This window comes from uncultured Gemmiger sp. (assembly GCA_944388105.1).
Lineage (GTDB): Bacteria > Bacillota > Clostridia > Oscillospirales > Ruminococcaceae > Gemmiger.
The window spans coordinates 1-20,322 of record CALXHN010000037.1; the positions used below are offsets into that span (position 1 = coordinate 1).

The following is a 20,322-nucleotide window of genomic DNA, read 5'->3' on the forward strand; positions in this document are numbered from 1 at the left end:
TCTTTTCGCCCAGACCGCCGCCCACGGCGATAACCTCGCCCTTGTGGCCTTCCTCGGTGCTGGTGACGGCGATGGCAGCCTGGGTGCGGACCTCCTCATAAAAGGTCAGGAACTGGTTGCCGTTGTCGTCCTTATAGGTGCCGGTCTTGAAGGTCTGGTTGGTCTTGTCGGTGTAAACGGGGATATCATCTTCCGCGAAGATGGTGCTGACAGTTTCGTCCGTCGTTTTCATGGGCAGACCGTTGGCGTCATACCGGATCTCGGCCCCCACCGGGATATCACTCCGGATCTCCTCCTCGTGCCACAGGGCATAGAAGAGTTCGTCGTTGTTCCAGGTGTTGTTGAGCATGAGCTGCTCCACCGAGTTCTGGACGTCCGGGTCCACGGTGGTGTACACACGCAGACCGCCGTTGAAGATCATGTCCTGGGCTTCGGCGTCGCTTTCCAGGTTGTAGGCCTCTTTCAGGTCCTTGGTCAGCTGGGTGATGACCGCCTCGGTGAAGTAGGAGTTGTTGGAGCTGACGGCCACGTTCTCGGTCTTGGATTTGCTCTCCGCCAGGGTGATGGTCTCGGCGGTGGCGGAATCATAGTCCGCCTGGGAGATGTAGCCCTGGTTGAGCATCTCATACAGCACGTGATTGCGGCGCTGGATCAGATTTTCCGGGTTGGTGAAGGGATTGTAGCCGGTGGGATTCTTGGAGATGGACGCCAGCACCGCACATTCGGACAGGGACAGCTCGCCCACGCTCTTTCCGAAGTAGGTGTTGGCGCCGGCTTCCACACCCTCGATGGTGCCGGTCAGGGGCACGGTGTTCAGGTAGGCTTCCAGGATGGTCTCCTTGCTGTACCGGTTGGCCAAACCGATGGCGCGGAAGATCTCGCGCACCTTACGCATATAGTCCACTTTGTCGTCGTCGGTCAGGTTTTTGACCAGCTGCTGTTCCAGCGTGGACGCGCCCTGCTGGCTGCCCAGCAGCTGCTGGCCGGTCAGCTCGTTGAGGGCGGCGGCAATGGTACGCTTGAAGTTGACACCGATGGAGTCATAGAAGTTCTTGTCTTCGATGGCCACCACGGCATGCTGAAGGTTTTCGGGGATATCCGAAAGGCTGACCCAGATGGAGTTGGCGTCACCGGACAAAGTGGCGTACTCGTCCCCTTCCCGGGTATACAGGATGGTGGTCTGCTGGTCCTTCTTCTTTTCCAGGTCCAGCTTGCCTTCCGGGTCGGCGGTGACCTGCACGACATACATGGCCAGAACCACCGCGCCCACACTGCCCAGCATGATGCACACGCAGATCAGGCAGCCGAGGAAACGCAGGATCATGCCGGGGATGCTGCGGTGCTTTTTGTTGGGATCTTTCTTACCGCCTTTGGCGGAATTGGGCGTGCCGCCGGGTGCTTTCGCCCCTTGGGTGGACAGATGCCGTTGTTGTTTGGGGTCTATGGGGACCGCCTCCTTTGCGGATTTTCTGTGTATGGCAGGTGCGGCGCCGGCAGCGTCACACACTCATGGACAATACCATATCCTGAATTATAGCACAAACCGCTGCCAAAAGTACAGGTATGGAATGTAAAATTCACAAGAAATTGATTTTTGAGGGCTGCGGCGGGCAATACTTGTTCTGGCGCCGTCATTTTTTTCGTTTCTGTTTTACGTTTTTTTCATCTTTGCAGGCGGCGCGGGACAGGCAAAAAGGGGGATTGGCTATGGAAAACAAGCTGCCGAAATGGGTGCGTATCTACCTGGCTCTGCTGGGCGGAGCAGCCCTGCTGTGTGTGGTGGCGGCGGCGGTGTGGTTTGCCCGGGCGGAGTATGACGCCCGCCGCGAAGAAGGACCGCGGTACCTTCTGAAGGACAACGGCGGGTATCTGGCCCTGTACACCGCCGAAGGGACCGGTCCCCTGGCCGAGTACGATCTGCGCACCCGGCTTTTGCCTGAACAGGACGTGCTGGCCCTGCAGCAGGGAGTCCCTGTGGAAGACGAGGCGGAACTGCAGCAGCGGCTGGAAGATTACGGGCTGTGAAGCGGTGTATGTTGCGAAAACTATACAAATGTGGTATTATAGAGGGCAAGAATCGGAAATACCCACCATTGTATAAAGGAGCGTACCGCCATGACCGAACAAGCGATCCTGGACGCCGTGCAGGAAATCTTCCGCGATAATTTTGACGACGACACCCTGGTGATCACCCGCAGCACCTGTGCCGATGACATCGAGGACTGGGACAGCCTGGAGCAGATCAACCTGCTGACCGCCATCGAGAAAAAGTTTTCCATCAAGTTCAAGCTGGCCGATGTCCGCGACCTGAAAAACGTGGGCGACCTGCTGGACCTTGTTGCACGCATGACCGCGTAACCACACATTCTGCGGGCGGCCGCTGCTTATCCCAAGCGGCGGCCGCCTTTTTCTGTATATATCCATCTTTCCCGGCAGGAGGACTCTCTATGAATCATTACACTCTGGCCGACATGACCCCCGGCCTGACCGAAAGTTTTACCGTGACTGTCACCGAAGAGATGATGGAGGCATTCCAGGCCATCACCGGCGACTGCTCCCCCATCCATGTGGACGCCGACTACGCCAAGGGGCGCGGATATCCGGGCCGGGTGGTGTACGGCATGCTGGGTGCCAGCTTTTTTTCCACGCTGGCGGGGGTCTATCTGCCCGGGGAGCACTGTCTGCTCCACGGGGTGGAGTGCAAGTTCGCCAAGCCCATCTTCATCGGAGACACCCTGACCATCACCGGCACCGTCGTGAATGTAAGCGAAGCGGTGGCGGAAGCCGAGATCAAGGCCGTCATCACCAACCAGGACGGCAAAAAGGTGACCCGGGGCGTGATCCGGGCCGGACTGGCCAAATAAGGCGTCCCCTGCATATCCATATTATATAAGGAGAAAATATCCATGGCCTATACTTATCTTATTTCCGGCGCCACCAGCGATGTGGGGCGGGCCCTCATCGAACGTCTGCTCAAGGGCGCTCCCGAAGGCACCCTTGTTCTGGCACAGGGATGCGGCGACGTGGAAAAACTGGCCTCTCTGTGCCAGACCTATCCCGGCATGATCCGGCCCTTTGATGTGGATCTGTCCGACCCGTACAAGGTGGACACCTTCTGCCAGGTATTGGCTTCCACCTGCCCCGCTCCCACCCATTTTATCCATCTGCCCGCCCTGCCGGTGGTGAACACCAAGTTCAAGGCTTTTGACGAACCCCGCTTTGCCAAGGACATGGAGATCCAGGTACACAGCGCCGTCAAGCTGTGCAAGGCGGTGCTGCCCGCCATGACCAAGGCCAAGTTCGGGCGCATCCTGTTCATCCAGACCAGCTACACCCTGGGCGCCCCGCCGAAAAACACCGCCGCTTATGTGATGGCCAAGCAGGCGCTGGGCGGACTGTGCAAGAGTCTGGCGGTGGAGTATGCCCGGTTCGGCATCACGGTGAACTGCGTGGCCCCCAGCATGATGGAGACAAACTTTTTGAAAGACACCCCCGACCTCATCGTGCAGGCATCCGCCGCTGACAACCCCATGGGCCGCAATGCCACCCCCGCCGATGTGGTGCCGGCCATGGCCTTCCTGCTTTCGGACGAAGCGGGCTTCATCACCGGGGTGACCCTGCCTGTGACGGGAGGGTCCGCTCTTGCCTGACATACGCTTTCGGCTGGCCCGCCTCGGGGAGGACGATGCCATCCGGGATTTCATCAACTCCCACTTTGACATGCATCTGCCCCTGATCAACCGCCCCGAGTTTTACAACTTTTACTTTGCCGGACCGGAAGGCGGCGCCCCCCACTTTGCGGTGGCAGAATCCCCGGAGGGGCAGTACCTCAGTGCTGCCGGATACATTCCCGCCGGACTGGACCCGTCCGCCGGGGTGTGGGTATCCATCTGGGTGGCCGCCAAGGGGCACAACGGTGTGGGCCTTGAACTGATGGATGCCCTGCCCGGTCTGCTGGGCACGCCGGTGCTGGCCTGCAACAACATCCGCCCCGCCACCTGCAAGCTGTATCATTTTCTGGGCTGGCAGGCCGAGCGCCTGCGCCATTATTACCGCCTGGGCGCCCCCGGTCCCGCCGGGTGGACGCTGGCTGTGCCGGGAGGATCCTCTCCCCTGCCCGTGCCCGCCCACGATCTGGACCTGGAACCGGTGGCGGATGCCGCCGCGCTGGAAGCCCTGGGCCTGCCCGAAACGCCCCATACACCGAAAAAGGATCTGTGGTATCTGCAGCGGCGGTACTTTGCCTTTCCTCATTTCCGGTATGACGTGTGGGCCGTACGGGAAAGCGGCCGCCTGCTGGCCTACGCCGTGACCCGCACCGTATCGGCTGCCGATACCGGCTGCGCTCCCGTGCTGCGGCTGGTGGATTTCATCGGTCCGGACGCGGTGCTGCCCCGCATCGGCCATGCCCTGGATGCACTGCTCCGCCGCACCGGTGCTGAGTATCTGGATTGTTACAACGCGGGCATTGACCCGGCCGTCTGGCAGCAGGCCGGCCTGACCGAGCGGAAGGAGGGCGACGGCGTCGTCATTCCCAACTATCTGACCCCGCCCTTGCGGGACAACACCGAATACTACTACTTTGTGAACCGGCCCGACAACTTCGTTCTGTTCAAGGCCGACGGCGACCAGGACCGGCCCAACCTGTCCTGAACTCCGGCGGAGGAGAGGTTCTCCACCAGAAGGATGATTTTGGTGGAATACGGCTGCTGTTTTCCCGGAAAGCACCGCTTTCCGGGCTTTTTCATGCACAAAAAAGGAGGCACGGCCCACAAGACCATGCCTCCTTTTTGTTGTTTGCTGTTGTGCAATCAGTTTCCGTCGTCGCTCTGATAAACGGGGACGTCAGCATACTCGTCCGGGGCGTCCGCCGGCAGGCTCTGCATATATTCGTGCATGGCCTCGGCCACCTTTTTGCTGTACGCCACAGCTTCCACCACCGTGCGGGCCCCCTTGACGGCATCGCCGGAAGCAAAGATCCCCGGACGGCTGGTACGGCCCACCTCATCGGTAACAAAAAGCCCCCGGGCGTTGACCTTCAGCCCTTCGGTGGTTTCGGTGATGGTGGTGCAGGCCCCCTGGCTGATGGAGACCACCACGCTGTCCGCCGGATACAGCACTTCACTGCCCGGGATTTCGGTGAGAGTGCCGTCCTCCGCCTCGTTCACATCCCGGAAAATGACACCCTGGTCGGTGATCTCCACCGGCTTTTTGTTATAGAAGAATTCCACGCCTTCCAGCTTGGCATAGCTTTCCTCATAATGGCTGGCCGCGATTTTCTTGGTCAGGGAGAAGCATTCCAGATGGCGGGTCCCGTGGCGGATGGCCGTACGGGCCACATCCATGGCCGCATTGCCCGCGCCGATGAGCACCACCCGGTTGCCCAGGTGGTAGACATCCGGGTTCTGCAGATAGTTGATGGCAAAGTGCACATGGCCCAGGCTTTCGCCCTTGATCCCCAGGGTATTGGGCCGCCAGACGCCGGTGCCGATGAAGATGGCCTTGTAGCCGTCCCGGAACAGATCGTCGATCTTCAGCGCCTTGCCCACATCGGTATTGGGGCGCACCTTGATATCCTTCAGGCGCAGATGCCGGTACTCAAAATCATCCAGCACCGTCTTGGGCAGGCGGAATTCCGGGATGCCGTAGCGCAGCACACCGCCGATCTTGTCATGGCTTTCAAAGATGGTCACATCATACCCGTACCGGGCCAGAATGACCGCAATGGTCAGGCCCGCCGGACCGGAGCCGATAATGGCCACCCGTTTGCCGTTGGGCTCGGCGGGGCCATGGGTCATCTGGGAGGCATAGGTGGAGGAGATGTAGTTTTCAATGACCGAAAAATGTACAGGCGCCCCCTTGATGCCCTGCACGCAATGCCCTTCGCACTGATTTTCATGGTTGCAGATCAGGCTGCAGACGGTGGTCAGGGGGTTGTTTTCAAAAAGCATCCGTCCCGCTTCGTTGAGCTTGTTTTCCTTGAGCAGGCGGATGACCTCCGGAATGTTGGTGTGGATGGGGCACCCCTGTTGGCAGCGGGGATTTTTGCATCCCAGGCAGTGGTTGGCTTCGTCCATAACGTGCAGGGCCATGTTGTTCCTTCTTTCTTTTGTGACCGTTATTTTTGCAACAATGTTTCAAGGTTGGCAATGAAAATCCATGTCCAATTTATAATACCACCGGTTTTGTGGTGTAGGCAAGCCCCATGGGCTGGGTTTGCTCCCTGCACAACGCCGAAAAATCCGCAAAAGAATTGTGCAGTCTGATCAAGTATTCTGCCTGGGGCAGTTGGGCTTCCAGCTTGGCCAGCGAGGTGGATACCGGCAGCGACGCGTTGCGCAGCAGGGGCATGGCTTCCCGCCGTGCTCCCAGAATATGCAGGTAAGGCGGCAGCGCAGGCAGTTTTTCCGCCTCCACACCCAAAGCCGCGTCCAGGGCCAGCCGGCGCAGTCGGGCATGGGGATATCGCTTGGTCTTGAGCGATGCGTAGAGGCTCTCGGCATCAGAGGCGGACCAGACGGCAGCCGTCAGCCGATTTTCCAGTCCTTCGCTGACGCCGCGGATGCGGGCGAAACGGGCGGGGTCTCCCACACGGAGCAGCGCCAGCAGCGCCACGCTGAACCGCCCCGGGTCCGCTTCCAGGCCCTGTTCCACCGCCTGCCGGTAAAGCTGCAGGGCCGGTTCCGGCACATAGGGCGCCAGTACATCCGGGCCGCCCTTGCGTATGAGGGTGCGCAGCAGGCTGGCCGAGGCAAGCCGCATCTGTCCCGAGCGGCCGGTTTCATCCGACCCGTGTCCGGCTCCCAGGCGGGGCAGGGCCAGCGGCTGCATGGCGCTGTGCTGCGCCAGAATGGCCTTGCAGTATTCGATTCCCAGAATATTGTTGGGGCGGGAGAGCAGATCGCCCAGACCCGGTTCCAGTTCCTCTGCCGCCCTGGCACGGGCTGCGGCAAAGGTCATCCCCTCCCCCAGGTGCCGCCGCAGGCGCGCTGAAAGATCCGGCTTTCCCAGCAGCTCTGCCGCACGCATCAGGTGCGCGGCATCAGGGTCCTCCGCCCCAAAGGCCAGCGTGTCACAGCCCAGAGCGGTGAGCAGCGCCACCCCCGCCGCGCCGAAGGCCTCTGCCCCGGTATTGGCGTAAGGCGCGGGCAGGGACACCACCAGATCGGCCCCGCCCAGCAGGGCAGCCCGCACCCGGACGGATTCAGGGAACAGGGGGATTCCCCCGCGCTGTACCGCGCCGCTGCTCATGCAAACGGCAATGGTTTCGGCGCCCCTGTCCCGCAGCATCTGCAGCTGGGCGGCATGCCCGTTATGGAACGGATCGTACTCTGTGATGATACCGGCAAATTTCATGTCATACCTCAAAGGCTGTGTTTTGATTTATCTCCGCACAGGCGGCTGATCTGGTATCATTATACCATACCGGGGGAGATTTTTGCGTCCTGATACAGGTTTTTCCGCATTGCGCCGGCGGAGTCCTGGCTGTCCGCAAACAAAATTCCTTCCCTGTTACGTTGTTTTTATTGCTCAATTTCCGGTTTTGAGGGCACGGATAGCCGTTTTTCTTTGTGCAATCTGTCAAAAAAATATCAGGCTGCATCCCCCGCAGTTCGTCGTTTATACCGGAAACTGAGCAATAAATGCGCTGTTTTGCGCATTTGATTCTTGAAAAGAGACAACATTCATACTATAATTGAATTGTTAATGAACAGATCGGGCACACGCCCGAAACGATTGAAGGAGAATTGACATGAAAGTCCTTGTTATCAACTGTGGTTCGTCCAGCCTGAAGTATCAGCTGATCGATATGGAAGGCGAACATGTGCTTTGCAAAGGCCTGTGCGAACGCATCGGTATGGAAAGCAGCATGATCACCCATGAGGCCAACGGCCACAAGGCCACCACCCCGGCCATCTTCCCCACCCACACCGAAGCCTTCCTGGAGGTCGTGAAGAAGATGACCACCGGTGACGGCAAGGTCATCGATGATCCTTCCGAGATCGATGCCATCGGTCACCGCATCGTGCACGGCGGCGAAAAGTTCAAGGAAAGCTGCCTCATCACCCCCGAAGTGGTGGAGGCCATCCGGGACCTGAGCCCTCTGGCTCCCCTGCACAACCCCGCCGGCATCCTGGGCATCGAGGCCGCCAAGAAGGTTTTCGGCGACATTCCCAACGTGGCTGTGTTCGACACCTCCTTCCACAGCACCATGCCGCCGCGCGCCTACATGTATGCCATCCCCTATGAGTATTATGAGAAGTACGGCGTGCGCCGTTACGGCTTCCACGGCACCAGCCACAAGTACGTCAGCCATCGTGCCGCCGAGTTCCTGGAAGAGCCCCTCACCCGCCTGAAGCTGATCACCTGCCACCTGGGCAACGGTTCTTCCATTGCCGCCGTGGACCAGGGCAAGGTCGTGGATACCTCCATGGGCATGACTCCTCTGGCCGGCCTGATGATGGGCACCCGCTGCGGTGACCTGGACCCCTCCGTGGTCAACTACCTGAAGTACACCCTGAACATCACCGGCCATCAGCTGGACGAGATTCTGAACAAGAAGTCCGGTCTGCTGGGCATTTCCGGTGTTTCCAGCGACAAGCGCGACGTGGAAAAGGCCGCCGAAGAGGGCAACAAGCGGGCTCAGCTGGCCAGCGACATGCTGAACTACCAGATCAAGAAGACCATCGGCAGCTACATTGCCGCCATGGGCGGCGTGGACGCCATCGTCTTCACCGGCGGTATCGGTGAGCATGATGCACCGTCCCGCGCCCGCATCTGCCATCACATGGACTGGCTGGGCATCCACATTGACACCGACAAGAACAATGATGCGCACAACCAGAAGTCCGACGTGGTGGAGATCACCGCCTGGGGCGCCCGCGTGCGCACCCTGGTCATTGAGACCAACGAAGAGCTGATGATTGCCCGGGATACCAAGGAAGTCCTGAGCAAGCAGTAACTTCATTCTGCAGATTGCCCGCCGGGGCCGCATGTTTGCGGCCCCGGCGTTTTTTGGTTGGCAAAGTTCCCGTCCATGTGGTAAAATGTGATGGAAATGTGTAATTTGTTCGGAGTGTCTGCGGCGCTCCGTCCGGAGGCGTTGCGGTATGGCGAAACGACTGACGCAAACCTTTTCCATCGGGTTTGCCATTGTGTGGGGCTGGGTGCTGTTCAACAGCGTGCTGCGCTGGCAGCACAACGGACCGGCTGCCCTGGTGGCGGGATTTGCCCTGGGATTCGTGGCCTTTTTCGTAGCGCGGTATCTTCTGCCCATGCTGGATTCCGTCCCCCGCTCCCGGTTCCGGCGCTGGATGGCCGTTGTCCTGCTGCTTTATACCCTGCTATTGGGGATGATGGGATTCTTTCTGGCCGAAATGCCCATCATGGACATGGCCACCGTGCTGCAGAGTCTGCCGGATTTTCTGGATGATGGCATTCCCCAGGTGTGGGGCGCTTATTACATCATCTGCAACAACAATCTGGGACTGGCGCTGGTGCTGGTGCTCTGGTTCCGGTTGGCAGGGCTGTTCGGCATAACGCCGGATACCGAAGCGGGCATCTACGCCGGCATTGTACTGAACGTGCTGGCCATTGCGTTTTCCGTCGCCCTGGTCTGCCTGCTGGCCCGACGGATCCTGAACCGCAACAGCGGGGTGGCGCTGGCATTTCTGCTCTGCGCCGGATTTCTGCCCTTTGTGCTGTGGTCCCCCTGCTTTTATTCCGACACCCTGTGCCTGCCCTTTCCCCTGCTGGTGCTGTTGGGCTGGACACGTTACCGCACTGCCGCCCGTGCCGGAACCCGGCTGGCCTGGTTGGCTTTCATGGGCACTGCGGCGTTTTTGGGGTACGCCATCAAGGGAAGCGTGATCGTGGTACTGGTAGCGGTAATTATCCAGCTGTTTCTGGAACAGAAAGCCCGTCGGGCGGCAGCCGGTGCTTTGACTCTTCTGCTGGTGTTCGGGCTATGGCTGGGCGGATACCGGGTCTGGCAGCGGACCTTTCTGGATTTTTCGGTGGAGGATGCCGTAGGGTTGCCCATCGAGCTATGGTTTGCCTACGGCAGCGGCGGCGACGGCAACTATAACGACGAAGTATGCCAGACCGCCAAAAGTCTGGCCACCATGGACCAGCGCCGCCAGATGCTGCGGCAGTACATCGCCGGCCAGTACAGTTCCCGCACCCCCGTCGGTCAGGCGGATTTCATGACCCGCAAGGCGGTCATCACCTGGGGCAACGGGCTGTATGACGCCCAGGAATTCCTGGCCACGCCTTTGAAGGTCAGCTGGACCCACCGGTTCATTCTGGAGGGACAGCCCGGGTATATGCCCATGGTCTACTACTGCCAGACCTATTTGTATTTTGTGATGGTCCTGGTGTTACTGGGCGCATTGGGCGCTGTCCGACGGTCTGCACCGGGACCGCTGACCCTGGCACGGGTGAGCGTGTTCGGGCTGATGCTGTTTCTGAGTCTGTGGGAGACAAAGGCCCGGTACGCCTTTCAGTTCACGCCGCTTTTGCTGCTGCTGGCGACAGCTTCCTTGTGGCAGCTCTCCCGGGCGGGATTGCCCCGGCCGGAGGCTGAACGGGAAGTTGCCCTGGTGAAATGAACCTACCAAGAAAAGCCGCTGCGGCAGGACTGCTGCAGCGGCTTTTTTGGTGTGCCGCGGAAAAAGAAAGAGTCGGGCATTGACTTTCTCGAATATCGAGAATATACTGAAGACAGAAGAACTCGATATTCGAGATTACAGAGAAAGCAGGTGATTCCCATGCCCCGGGAGCGATTCAAGACCCTGACCGAGCAGATGTTTTATCTGCTGCTCTGCCTGCAGGAGGAATGCCGGGGCATGGAGATTCTGGAAAAGGTGCGCCAGATGACCGGCGGGCGGGTGAGCATCGGCTCCGGTACCCTGTATGATCTGTTGGAGCAGTTTACCGCCGAAGGCTGGATCGAAGCCACCGGCGCTTTGCGGGGACGGCGCCGATACCGCATCACCGGGAAGGGTGCTGCCATGCTGGCCAAGGAGTACGAACGTCTGCGGGAGCAGATCCGGGATTATGAGCGCTATGCCGGGAAGGAGGCACAGCCATGAACCGAACGAAACGTCTTTTTGTTCCCCTTTCCATCTATGACCAGCAAGCCATGGAAACGCTGCTGGAAAAGCAGGCGGCCCAGGGCTGGCTGCTGAGTAAAATCGGCGGCTGGTTCTGGACCTTTACGGAGATACAGCCGCAGACATTGCAGTTTGCCGTCACCTATTTTTCCAAGGCCACCGAGTACGACGCCCTGCCCACCGACGCCCAGAAGGACAAGGAGGACCTGTGCGCCGGGAGCGGGTGGCGTCTGGCTGCCCGACGGCATGACATACAGGTGTTTTATACCGCCGATGCGGATGTACTGCCTTTGGAGACCGACCCGGTGGTACGGGTGGCAAGCCTGTACCGGGCCATGGTCCGGCTGACCATCCGGCCGCGGCTGTTTACCCTGGTATTGTGCCTGTTCTGGCTGGGAAAGTACTGGCTGGATTTCCGGCACGATGCCATCGGGTTTCTTTCCGACAGCTTCGACATCCTTTCCCTACCGGTGTGGTTCCTGTTGCTGCTGGCCTGTCTGGTGGAGCCCATCGCCTGCCTTGCATGGCATCGTCGGGCCGGACGCGCCGCCGAAGAAGGCGGTCTCTTTCTGTCGCCCCGTATTCCCGCCCGCGTCAGCTGGATATTGGTGGCCGTGGCTATTCTGCTGCTGTGTCTGGCCGCTTTCGGGTCCCCTTTGCCGCCTCAATGGTATCTTGGCTGGCTATTGATCTGCGCTGCCGCCATTGGAGGCGGCACCTGGCTGCGGAAACGACTGCGGGAAAAAGAGTATCCGGCCGGACTCAACCAAGCCGTCACCGGCCTTATGGTGCTTGCGGTGTATACGGTGGGCATTGTGGTACTGCTGGCCGTTTCTCTGGGCTCCCATCTGGGGCAGCCCGACCATGTGGTGGCGGGCAGTTATGAGCAGAACGGCCGCACCTATGAAATCTACAATGATCCCCTGCCCCTGGTTGCGGAAGATCTGACCGAAACCGACGCCCGTTATTCCAGGCGAGCCACCGCGTACACCAGTCCCCTGCTGCAGCAGAGCCTGTATGAACAAAGTCCGGTTGTACCGCAGTCCGCAGGCGCCCCCACCCTGCGGTATACCATCTACGACACCGACTTTGCCTTTGTACAAAACATTGTGGTACAGCAGCTGCTGGATGAACATCAGGATGAAGTCTATGAGGATGGCACTGTATTTCAGGATTCCTATTCTGCCATTGATCCGGCGCCCTATGGTGCACAGGCTGCCTATCAGCTGCAGTGGAGCACCAGCGGGCCGATTCCCCAGTATCTGCTGTGCTGGCCCGGGCGGGTGGTGGAACTGCGGTTTGCCTATCTGATACCCAATGAAGAGCAACTGGCGAAGGCCGCCGGGATCCTGGCGCCCACCGACTGAATCAAGCCCATAAAAAACAGCGTGCAGGCCCTTTCGGCTTGCACGCTGTTTGCTTGTTATGAAAGTCCGGAATCAGAACAGGCCGGTGATGCGGCCCTCGGCGTCGCAGTCAATATCCATGGCCGCGGGATGACGGGGCAGACCGGGCATGGTCATGATGGAACCGCAGATGACCACCACAAAGCCGGCACCGGCGGACAGGCGGACCTCCCGCACGTTCATCCGGAAGTGTTCCGGCGCCCCCAGCAGGGAGGCATCATCGCTGAAGGAGTACTGGGTCTTGGCAATGCAGACCGGCAGCTTGCCGTAGCCCATCTTTTCCAGTTCGGCCAGCATCTTCTTGGCGGCGGGGGCATAGGTCACGCCGTCGGCGCGGTAGATCTTGCGGGCCACCGCTTCCACCTTGTCGGCCAGAGAGGCTTCCAGATCATAGGTGAACTGGATGGGATGGATGTCGGGATTTTCTTCCAGCACCTGCAGAACGGTGTTGGCCAGTTCCTTGCCGCCTTCGCCGCCCTTGGCAAAGACTTCGCTCAGCGCGCAGGGCACGCCGGCCTGGGCGCAGACATCCCGGATGACCTCCATCTCCTCTTCGGTGTCAGTGGGGAAAGAATTGATAGCCACGCACACCGGCAGGCCAAAACCGTTCTTCAGGTTGTCGATATGGCGGGCCAGATTCACAGAGCCCTTGCGCACGGCTTCCACGTTGGGGGCGTTCAGGTCGGCCTTGGCCACACCGCCGTGGTATTTCAGGGCGCGGACGGTGGCCACCAGCACCACAGCGGAGGGGTTCAGACCCGCATAACGGCACTTGATGTCCAGGAATTTCTCGGCCCCCAGGTCGGCGCCGAAGCCAGCTTCGGTGACCACATAGTCGGCCAGTTTCAGGCCCAGTTTGGTGGCGGTGACGCTGTTGCAGCCGTGGGCGATATTGGCGAAGGGACCGCCATGGATGATGGCCGGATTGTTTTCCAGGGTCTGGACCAGGTTGGGGTCGATGGCGTCCTTGAGCAGGGCGGTCATGGCACCGGCAGCCCCGATCTCGCCAGCGGTGACCGGCTTGCCGTCAAAAGTATAGGCGCAGACGATGCGGGACAGACGGTCTTTCAGGTCCTGCAGGTCGGTTGCCAGACAGAAGATGGCCATGACTTCGCTGGCCACGGTGATGTCGAAGCCGTCTTCCCGGGGAGTCCCGTTGACCTTGCCGCCCAGGCCGTCCACGATGAAACGCAGCTGACGGTCATTCATATCCATGCAGCGCTTCCACACCACCCGGCGGGGGTCGATGTTCAGGGGATTGCCCTGCTGAATGGAATTGTCGATCATGGCCGCCAGCAGGTTGTTGGCGGTGCCGATGGCGTGGATATCACCGGTGAAATGGAGGTTGATGTCCTCCATGGGCACCACCTGGGCATAGCCGCCGCCGGCCGCGCCGCCCTTGATGCCGAACACGGGGCCCAGAGAAGGTTCCCGCAGGCAGAGCATGGTACGCTTGCCCATGGCGCAAAGAGCATCCGCCAGACCCACGCTGGTGGTGGTCTTGCCTTCGCCCGCCGGGGTGGGGCTGATGGCGGTAACCAGGATCAGTTTGCCCTGCTTGCCTTCCCCTTTTGCCAGCTTGTGGCTGATCTTGGCTTTGTATTTGCCATACGGGATGACATCATCGGCAGACAGCCCCAGCTTGGCTGCCACCTCCGTGATGGGAAGCATGTGGGCGTTTTGGGCGATCTGGATATCGCTGAGCATATGATCTCTTCCTTTCCTTCTCTATGCGCGTAACATTTTGGAAAATAAACGGATACTATGTTGATTGTAACAAACTTTTGGGCAAAATACAAGGATGAAGGGGCCAAAGGCCTGTCCGGCCGGGTTTTCTTTTGGGATGGGCCATGCTATAATGAATAGCGATCTGCGGAGAATTCCGCGGGAAAGGAGGACCGCGATGCCTGTTGCTCTGTCACAGCGCCGTTTCCCGTTTCTGGACAACCGTCCTCTGACGGGCCAACGCGTCTACTGCACCGCCATCGCCCTGTTGCTGATTCTTTCGGAGGTATTCAGCTCCAACATACAAAGTACACTGCCCGCCTTCAGTCATCTGGCCCGCCTGGGCCTGACCGGAGCCGGCACTTTGCTGCTGGTCATCAAATGTCTGTTTCTGACCCGGTATGAACGCCGCTGGCAATGGGCCGTCGGCTGTGCTGCGGTGGTGTATGCGGCCTTTGCCTCCCTGCGGGGAGATGACATCTGGTTTTTGCTGGCAGTCCTCGTGGGGCTGGGTGCCAAGGATGTGGACCTGCGCACTGCCCTGCGGGTCTACCTGGGCACAGCCGCCGTCTGTCTTGTTCTGGTACAGCTGCTGCATTACACCACCCCGCTGATGCCCTTCAATATGTATGCCCGCAACTGGGATTACGGCTACGGACATTATAATGGCTACGGCGCCCGACTGCTGGGCGTGTTTTTTGCCTGGGGATGGCTGCGCTGGCCCCGGCTGCGCTGGTTCGACTGGGCCGGTCTGGCTGCGCTGGCCGCCTACACCCTGATCGTTCCCCTGTGCCGGGGCGCCGGCATGGCCATGCTCCTGCTTCTTTTGCTGTTTGCGGCACAGAAATTGCTGCCCCGCTTTTTTGAGAGCCGTGTGTGGCACTTTCTGGTGCTGGCCCTGTATCCCCTGCTGACGGTGTTCAGCCTGGTAACGGGATATCTTTTCGATCCGGGCGCCTCCGACCTGACGCCGAAACTGTCCCTGCTGAACCGGGCCTTCTCCGGACGGCTGGAAATCTGGCATCATGTGTTCTGGGCCTTTGATTATCTGCACCCGGCGGAGGAAGGCGCCGAAGCCTGGCTTCATGCCGGCATGCCCAATGTCATCACCCTGCTGGGCGGCTTTGCCACCGACGCGGACGTGCACCATTCCATCGACAACACCTATCTGGCGCTCATCATGAACAAGGGTCTGCTGGGCGCCGTGCTGGTGGCAGGCGTCACCCTGCTTTTGCTGTGGCGGTTGTGCCGGACCGGCCATACCGGCGAGACCCTGCTGCTGTTTGCCATGCTGTGTTACCTGCTGATGGAAAACAAGATGTTCCTGATCTCCGCCAATCCGCTGATCCTGCTGCTGCCCTGCGCCCTGCTCACGCCCCCGGGTGCGCCGCTGCCCGCCCTGTGCCCGAGACCTGCCGCGCAGAGCCGGGAAGCCTCTGCTGTGTAAGTTTAAGTAAGCAAAAAGGACACCGTCCCACCGGACGGTGTCCTTTTTTGGTTGCTTCCCGGCGGAAGGGTCAGTCCTTTTCCACCATATCCATGGCGAAGAGGGCCGCGCCCAGGGCGCCGCACAGCTGGGCGCGCTCGTCCACCACCAGGGTGGTGCCCAACTTTTCTTCCAGGGTCTTGACCAGGCTTTCGTTCTTGGAAACGCCGCCGGTCATCATGTAGCGTTCCTCCCCGCCCACGCGCTTGGCCAGGGCGGCGGTCTTGGATGCCACCGCCTTGTTCAGGCCGTGAACAATGTCGTCGGTATCCTTGTTCTGAGCAATCAGAGAGACGACCTCCGATTCCGCAAAGACGGTGCACATGCTGGAGATGGTGATGTCTTCCTTGTACTTCAGGCCTTTGTGGCTCATCTCATCCAGGCTCATCTCCATGGTGCGGGCCATCATTTCCAGGAAGCGGCCGGTACCGGCGGCGCACTTGTCGTTCATGACAAAGTTGACCACGGCGCCGTTCTCATCCAGACGGATGACCTTGCTGTCCTGACCGCCGATGTCCACCACCGTGCGCACCGAAGGATCCAGGAAATGGGCGCCCCGGGCGTGGCAGGTGATCTCGGTGATGCTCTTGTCGCCCTCGGTGATGGCAGTGCGGCCGTAGCCGGTGGTGACCATGGCGTCGATGTCCTCCCGCTGGAGGTGGGCTTCCTTCAGGGCTTCTTCCAGGGCGCGCTCGGCGCCGGCGGCGGCACCTGCGCCGGTGGGCAGAATGATGCCGGTCACGATCTTCTGGTCCTTGTCCAGAATGACCACGTCGGTGCTGGTGGAGCCGCTGTCAATCCCTGCAAAATATCCTTTTCCCATCTTCTTTTCCTTCCCTTTCTGCCATTCGGCGGTGATGCTCTCGGCAAATGCTTCCAGTCGGGTCGAGAGCTGCCCGCTGTTCTGCAGCGAATAGTCGGATTCGATCTTCAGCAGGGGCACGGCGGCTTCCCGTTTGATCTGGGCGTACTCAAAGCTGTAAAAATCACAGAACTTGACGGTGTGATAGATGATGCCCTTCAGATTGGGGTTGTTGTACAGCTGCTTGCGGCCGGTGTTGTCGATCATGCGCATGCAGGGCAGCTGGCGCAGCAGAGCGCCGGCGTACCAATCCATGAGCTCGTCAAAATCAGAGGTTTCGGGGGGTTCCTCATTGCCGGCGGAACGGTTGTTCACGCAGGTGTCGTTCTCCACCGGATAAGGCATGGTCTGGCGGACCACATCAAACAGTTCGTTGCCCATGCGGGCGCCCAGCACGCTGATGTAGGGTTCGTTCAGCCGTTCCTTGGGGCGGAAGGCCTTACGGAAAGCAGCCTCATCAAAGGTGGTGCCCTTGTATTCACTGTAAGCCTTGGCCAGACCCTTGAGCTGGGTCACGGTGCGTTCCCGGCCGCAAGAGCCGTTGTCATGGGGCATGTCCATGATATACAGAAAGTCCAGCTTGCCGCTGTCGGCCAGGATATCGTAGACGCTGCGGATGGTGTCGCAGCAGTTGACGATGACCAGCTCCTTCACATGCTCGCCGATGACCTGTTCCAGCACCGCCTTGCCGAAGCCGCAGATGTTGGGATGGGCGATCTGGTCGGCATGCTCAAACCCTTCGGGCATCTCATTCAGGCTGGCACAGTCGGCCCCCAGCGCTTCCAGCAGCTCGATGGGCGTATATTTGCAGACGTAATACAGTTTGTTGCTCATCTTCCTCTCCCCTTTCACACCTTGTCGCCGTTGAGCATTTCCAGGAAAGCCCCCAGACGGGTGGAGGTCTGGCCCTCGCCGCCGTGGCTGCGGTCACAGCCGTCGCCATCCAGGATCAGCAGGGGCAGGCCTGCTTCCTCAAACTTCTTTTTGGCCAGCTGGGCAGCGCCCATGGTATGCTTGCAGCCCCAGTGGTTGAACCACACCACGCCGTCGGCCTTGGTCTGCTTGGCATGGCGGATACCGGCTTCGATGCGGCGGTTCACGCTGCCGTTGAGGGCATGGTAGACCAGGCGATGGGCCATGGCCATGTAGGGATCGGCGGGGTCAAAGTCCGGTTCACACACCTGGCTGAGCTCACAGCCCACGATCTGGGCTTTTTCATTGAAGCACAGTTCCCGGCGCACGGCGTCGGACCAGAAGGGAATGGTGTGCATCCAATAAATGCGCTTGCCCTTCTTGGCCGGGGCCTTCTTCACATCCCGGAGCAGCATATCCACAAACTTTTCCTCCTGGGGCGTGCCCATGAGGATGTTGTTGGTCATGCCGCAGTACAGCGGGCTGACCAGGTCTGCCGGAATATATCGGTCGGCTTTTTCTTCCTGGAAACGGCCAAACTTTTCCAGCGTGCGCTTGCTGCGTTCCAGGCGCTGGGACAGCGAAGCTTCGTCGATCTTTCTGCCGGTGTTCCTTTCCAGGAAAGCCGCCAGAGCCTTGAGCTGCTCGGCCACATAGCGGACATTTTCCTCATTCTGCTGCAAAGGCACATCCAGAGAAAACAGCGGCACCTTGTACAGGTTGGACAGAGCCCGGAAGGTCAGCATGTTGGCGTCACACATGACGTTGGTATACACGATGCACTTGGGCCGGGGCAGCAGGCCTTTCTGGGCCGCACCGAAAAAGGTCTTGTGGTAGCTGCACAGGGTTTCGGCAATGCCGCTGTTTTCCGCCTGCTGCAAAAGGCCTCGCTCCACCTTGCTGGCAGACAGATAGCAGGACATGGCTTCGGTGTTGTAGGGGTTCAGCCCCACCTCCTGCAGCAGTTCGCAGGGGGTGAACACGCTGACCACCGCACACTGGTCCGGGCATTGCAGCGGCTTGAGCATGGCATCCATCATCATGCCTGCCAGATACCGGTCCGCCGGGATCAGCCGCTTGTCCGGCATAAGTTTGAATTTCAGGTTCTGGGCTTCCCACCCGGTCTTGAGCAGCCACCGGGCCCGGGTCCGGTTGGTATTGCTCAGTTGTTCAACTTTTTCTCCAAAAGTATCTACAATTGCCATATACGTTTCCCCTTTATGATTCCAAAACGAAAAATACAGCGCCTGTCCTTTCCCTGAAACAGGCATAAATTTTATTGTAGCACACTTATAGCAGATATGTAAGCCTTTTGGCATACAAAAAGCGGCGATTTGTTCAAAGAAACAAATCACCGCCCGGGGCTGCCCCTGGAATACAGACAAAAAACGTATAAAAAATCGCCGGGGCAAAGAACACTTTGCTCCGACGCTGGCAATCCGAAATTTTCCGCCTCCCGCTGCCACCGGACCATGACCCGCGGGTGCAAACCGCTGTGCCCTCCGCAATCGGGCACCGTACAGTTCACTGGCTTTCTTCGGCCGCGCATTTACTGCAAAGACCGAACACGGTCAGGCTCCAGTCCTCGGCCACAATACCGGGGCAGGACTTGACCAGTTCACTGAGTTTTTCCGGATCGATATACAGACTTTCCACCTGATGGCACTTGCGGCACCACAGATGCTGATGCTGTTCCACCTGACCGTCAAACCGGTCGGCCTCGCCGGGGATAGAAACACGGCGGACCTTGCCGATCTCCACCAGGGTATTGAGATCACGGTAAACGGTGCCGAGGCTCAGGCGCGGACATTCGGTCCGCAGAGAAGTGCAGATCTGTTCTGCGGTGGGATGATCGGTGCGGCCGAGCACCTCGCGCAGGATCAATTCGCGCTGATGAGAATAACGCATGGGAGTTCTCCTTATAAAAGTGAATTTTTGCCCGTCCATAACAATGGACGAATCCCCTCACACGTTTTTATTCTACTGAATTTTATTGTCCTTTGTCAACACTTTTCCGTGAATAAAGCCGAAAATTATACCAGTTTCTGCCACGATTTGTCCGCAGCATTCCAAAAAAAGGCACCGCCGGTCAAGCTGTTGTCCGGCGGCGCACATTTTTTCGACACATCGGTAAAAAGTGTTTGTTTTGTTTTCACAATTGTAACAGGGACGCCCGCATTACTTCCGGTCCTGGCCTTTCACCCGTTTCCAGTATTGGGCGGCTGCCTGTTCTGTTTTATTATCACCAAAATGGTAGTAGGTTTTGTCCTTTAACGCATCCGGTAAATACTGCTGGTAGACCCAATGGTTCGGCCAGTCATGGGGATATTTGTAGTGCTGTCCCTTGACGGCGGCATCCTCGCCATCGTAATGTTTATTCTGCAGCTGACGGGGGATGGGCCCGCCCTTCCCGGCCTGCACGTCGGCCATGGCTGCGTTGATGGCATCGTGGGCTGTATTGGATTTGGGGGCGGTGGCCACCAGGACCACCGCATCCGCCAAAGGCAGGCGGGCTTCGGGCAGCCCCAGCATGTTGGCAGCATCCACCGCCGCCTTGACGATGGGAATGATCTGGGGCCAGGCCAGCCCCACATCCTCACAGGCCGTGACCATGAGTCGGCGGCAGGCGGAGGGCAGGTCCCCTGCTTCCAGCAGACGGGCCAGATAATGCAGGGCTGCGTCCGGGTCGGAGCCGCGCATGGACTTCTGGTAGGCCGAAATGATGTCGTAGTGGTCGTCCCCCTGCTTGTCGTACCGCATGGCGGTGCGGCGGGCCACCTGTTTGGCCATATCCAGCGTTACAACGCGGGTTCCGTC

At 59.4% G+C, this 20,322-nt stretch carries 17 protein-coding genes and 1 pseudogene; 10 read left to right on the forward strand and 8 right to left on the reverse strand.

From position 1 onward, the window contains the following. The coding region (locus Q0K17_RS05880) for a transglycosylase domain-containing protein (RefSeq protein WP_294540914.1) at nt 1–1,324 on the reverse strand (1,324 nt) is incomplete at its 3' end. A 383-nt stretch (nt 1,325–1,707) separates the two neighbouring features. Between Q0K17_RS05880 and Q0K17_RS05885 the strand changes: the two genes are divergently transcribed. From Q0K17_RS05885 to Q0K17_RS05905, 5 genes are all read left to right on the forward strand, one after another. Continuing rightward, nucleotides 1,708–2,025: a hypothetical protein gene (locus Q0K17_RS05885; protein ID WP_294540915.1), complete on the forward strand. Its 318-nt coding sequence runs from the start codon at nt 1,708–1,710 to the stop codon at nt 2,023–2,025. 90 nt (nt 2,026–2,115) lie between these two features. Further along, a complete protein-coding gene (locus tag Q0K17_RS05890; RefSeq protein WP_204645863.1) occupies nt 2,116–2,358 on the forward strand; it encodes an acyl carrier protein in 243 nt (80 codons plus the stop codon). A gap of 89 nt (nt 2,359–2,447) precedes the next feature. Next, the gene (locus Q0K17_RS05895) at nt 2,448–2,864 is read left to right on the forward strand and encodes a MaoC family dehydratase (protein ID WP_294540916.1); all 417 of its coding nucleotides are present in this window, start codon (nt 2,448–2,450) and stop codon (nt 2,862–2,864) included. A 42-nt stretch (nt 2,865–2,906) separates the two neighbouring features. Then, nucleotides 2,907–3,650: an SDR family oxidoreductase gene (locus Q0K17_RS05900; protein ID WP_294540917.1), complete on the forward strand. Its 744-nt coding sequence runs from the start codon at nt 2,907–2,909 to the stop codon at nt 3,648–3,650. Then, nucleotides 3,643–4,653 (forward strand): hypothetical protein, encoded by a 1,011-nt coding sequence (locus Q0K17_RS05905; RefSeq protein WP_294540918.1) that lies wholly within the window; start codon nt 3,643–3,645, stop codon nt 4,651–4,653. The genes Q0K17_RS05900 and Q0K17_RS05905 overlap by 8 nt, the downstream gene beginning before the upstream one ends. 158 nt (nt 4,654–4,811) lie before the next feature. On the opposite strand, the gene Q0K17_RS05910 is transcribed toward Q0K17_RS05905, so the two are convergent. Beyond that, on the reverse strand, nt 4,812–6,092 hold the full coding sequence (locus tag Q0K17_RS05910; RefSeq protein ID WP_294540919.1) for an NAD(P)-dependent oxidoreductase: 1,281 nt from the start codon (nt 6,090–6,092) through the stop codon (nt 4,812–4,814). Between the two features lie 76 nt (nt 6,093–6,168). Further along, nucleotides 6,169–7,356, reverse strand: a complete 1,188-nt coding sequence (locus Q0K17_RS05915) for a nucleotidyltransferase family protein (RefSeq protein ID WP_294540920.1) — start codon at nt 7,354–7,356, stop codon at nt 6,169–6,171. A 397-nt stretch (nt 7,357–7,753) separates the two neighbouring features. Here Q0K17_RS05915 and Q0K17_RS05920 point away from each other — a divergent pair, with 397 nt between their 5' ends. The 4 genes from Q0K17_RS05920 (at nt 7,754) to Q0K17_RS05935 (ending at nt 12,481) form a co-directional block, all read left to right on the forward strand. Beyond that, nucleotides 7,754–8,962 carry an acetate kinase gene (locus Q0K17_RS05920; protein ID WP_294540921.1) on the forward strand — a complete coding sequence of 403 codons (1,209 nt, stop codon included), beginning with the start codon at nt 7,754–7,756 and terminating at the stop codon, nt 8,960–8,962. 148 nt (nt 8,963–9,110) lie between these two features. Then, nucleotides 9,111–10,610 (forward strand): glycosyltransferase family 39 protein, encoded by a 1,500-nt coding sequence (locus Q0K17_RS05925; protein ID WP_294540922.1) that lies wholly within the window; start codon nt 9,111–9,113, stop codon nt 10,608–10,610. 159 nt (nt 10,611–10,769) lie between these two features. Continuing rightward, entirely contained in the window at nt 10,770–11,093 is a 324-nt protein-coding gene (locus Q0K17_RS05930) for a PadR family transcriptional regulator (RefSeq protein WP_294540923.1), read from the forward strand. After that, nucleotides 11,090–12,481: a DUF2812 domain-containing protein gene (locus Q0K17_RS05935; RefSeq protein WP_294540924.1), complete on the forward strand. Its 1,392-nt coding sequence runs from the start codon at nt 11,090–11,092 to the stop codon at nt 12,479–12,481. Before Q0K17_RS05930 ends, Q0K17_RS05935 begins: the two co-directional genes overlap by 4 nt. Before the next feature lie 72 nt (nt 12,482–12,553). Here Q0K17_RS05935 and Q0K17_RS05940 read toward each other — a convergent pair whose 3' ends face one another. After that, entirely contained in the window at nt 12,554–14,227 is a 1,674-nt protein-coding gene (locus Q0K17_RS05940) for a formate--tetrahydrofolate ligase (protein WP_294540925.1), read from the reverse strand. Nucleotides 14,228–14,423: 196 nt separating this feature from the next. Here Q0K17_RS05940 and Q0K17_RS05945 point away from each other — a divergent pair, with 196 nt between their 5' ends. Next, nucleotides 14,424–15,692 carry a hypothetical protein gene (locus Q0K17_RS05945; protein WP_294540926.1) on the forward strand — a complete coding sequence of 423 codons (1,269 nt, stop codon included), beginning with the start codon at nt 14,424–14,426 and terminating at the stop codon, nt 15,690–15,692. A 70-nt stretch (nt 15,693–15,762) separates the two neighbouring features. Here Q0K17_RS05945 and Q0K17_RS05950 read toward each other — a convergent pair whose 3' ends face one another. From Q0K17_RS05950 to Q0K17_RS05965, 4 genes and pseudogenes are all read right to left on the reverse strand, one after another. Beyond that, nucleotides 15,763–17,427 carry an acyl-CoA dehydratase activase gene (locus Q0K17_RS05950; protein ID WP_294540927.1) on the reverse strand — a complete coding sequence of 555 codons (1,665 nt, stop codon included), beginning with the start codon at nt 17,425–17,427 and terminating at the stop codon, nt 15,763–15,765. Nucleotides 17,428–17,441: 14 nt separating this feature from the next. Continuing rightward, entirely contained in the window at nt 17,442–18,710 is a 1,269-nt protein-coding gene (locus Q0K17_RS05955) for a 2-hydroxyacyl-CoA dehydratase subunit D (RefSeq protein WP_294540928.1), read from the reverse strand. Nucleotides 18,711–19,029: 319 nt separating this feature from the next. Further along, nucleotides 19,030–19,413 carry a transcriptional repressor gene (locus Q0K17_RS05960; protein WP_294540929.1) on the reverse strand — a complete coding sequence of 128 codons (384 nt, stop codon included), beginning with the start codon at nt 19,411–19,413 and terminating at the stop codon, nt 19,030–19,032. A gap of 270 nt (nt 19,414–19,683) precedes the next feature. Next, nucleotides 19,684–20,322: pseudogene (locus Q0K17_RS05965) on the reverse strand (replication-associated recombination protein A); the annotation flags it as partial.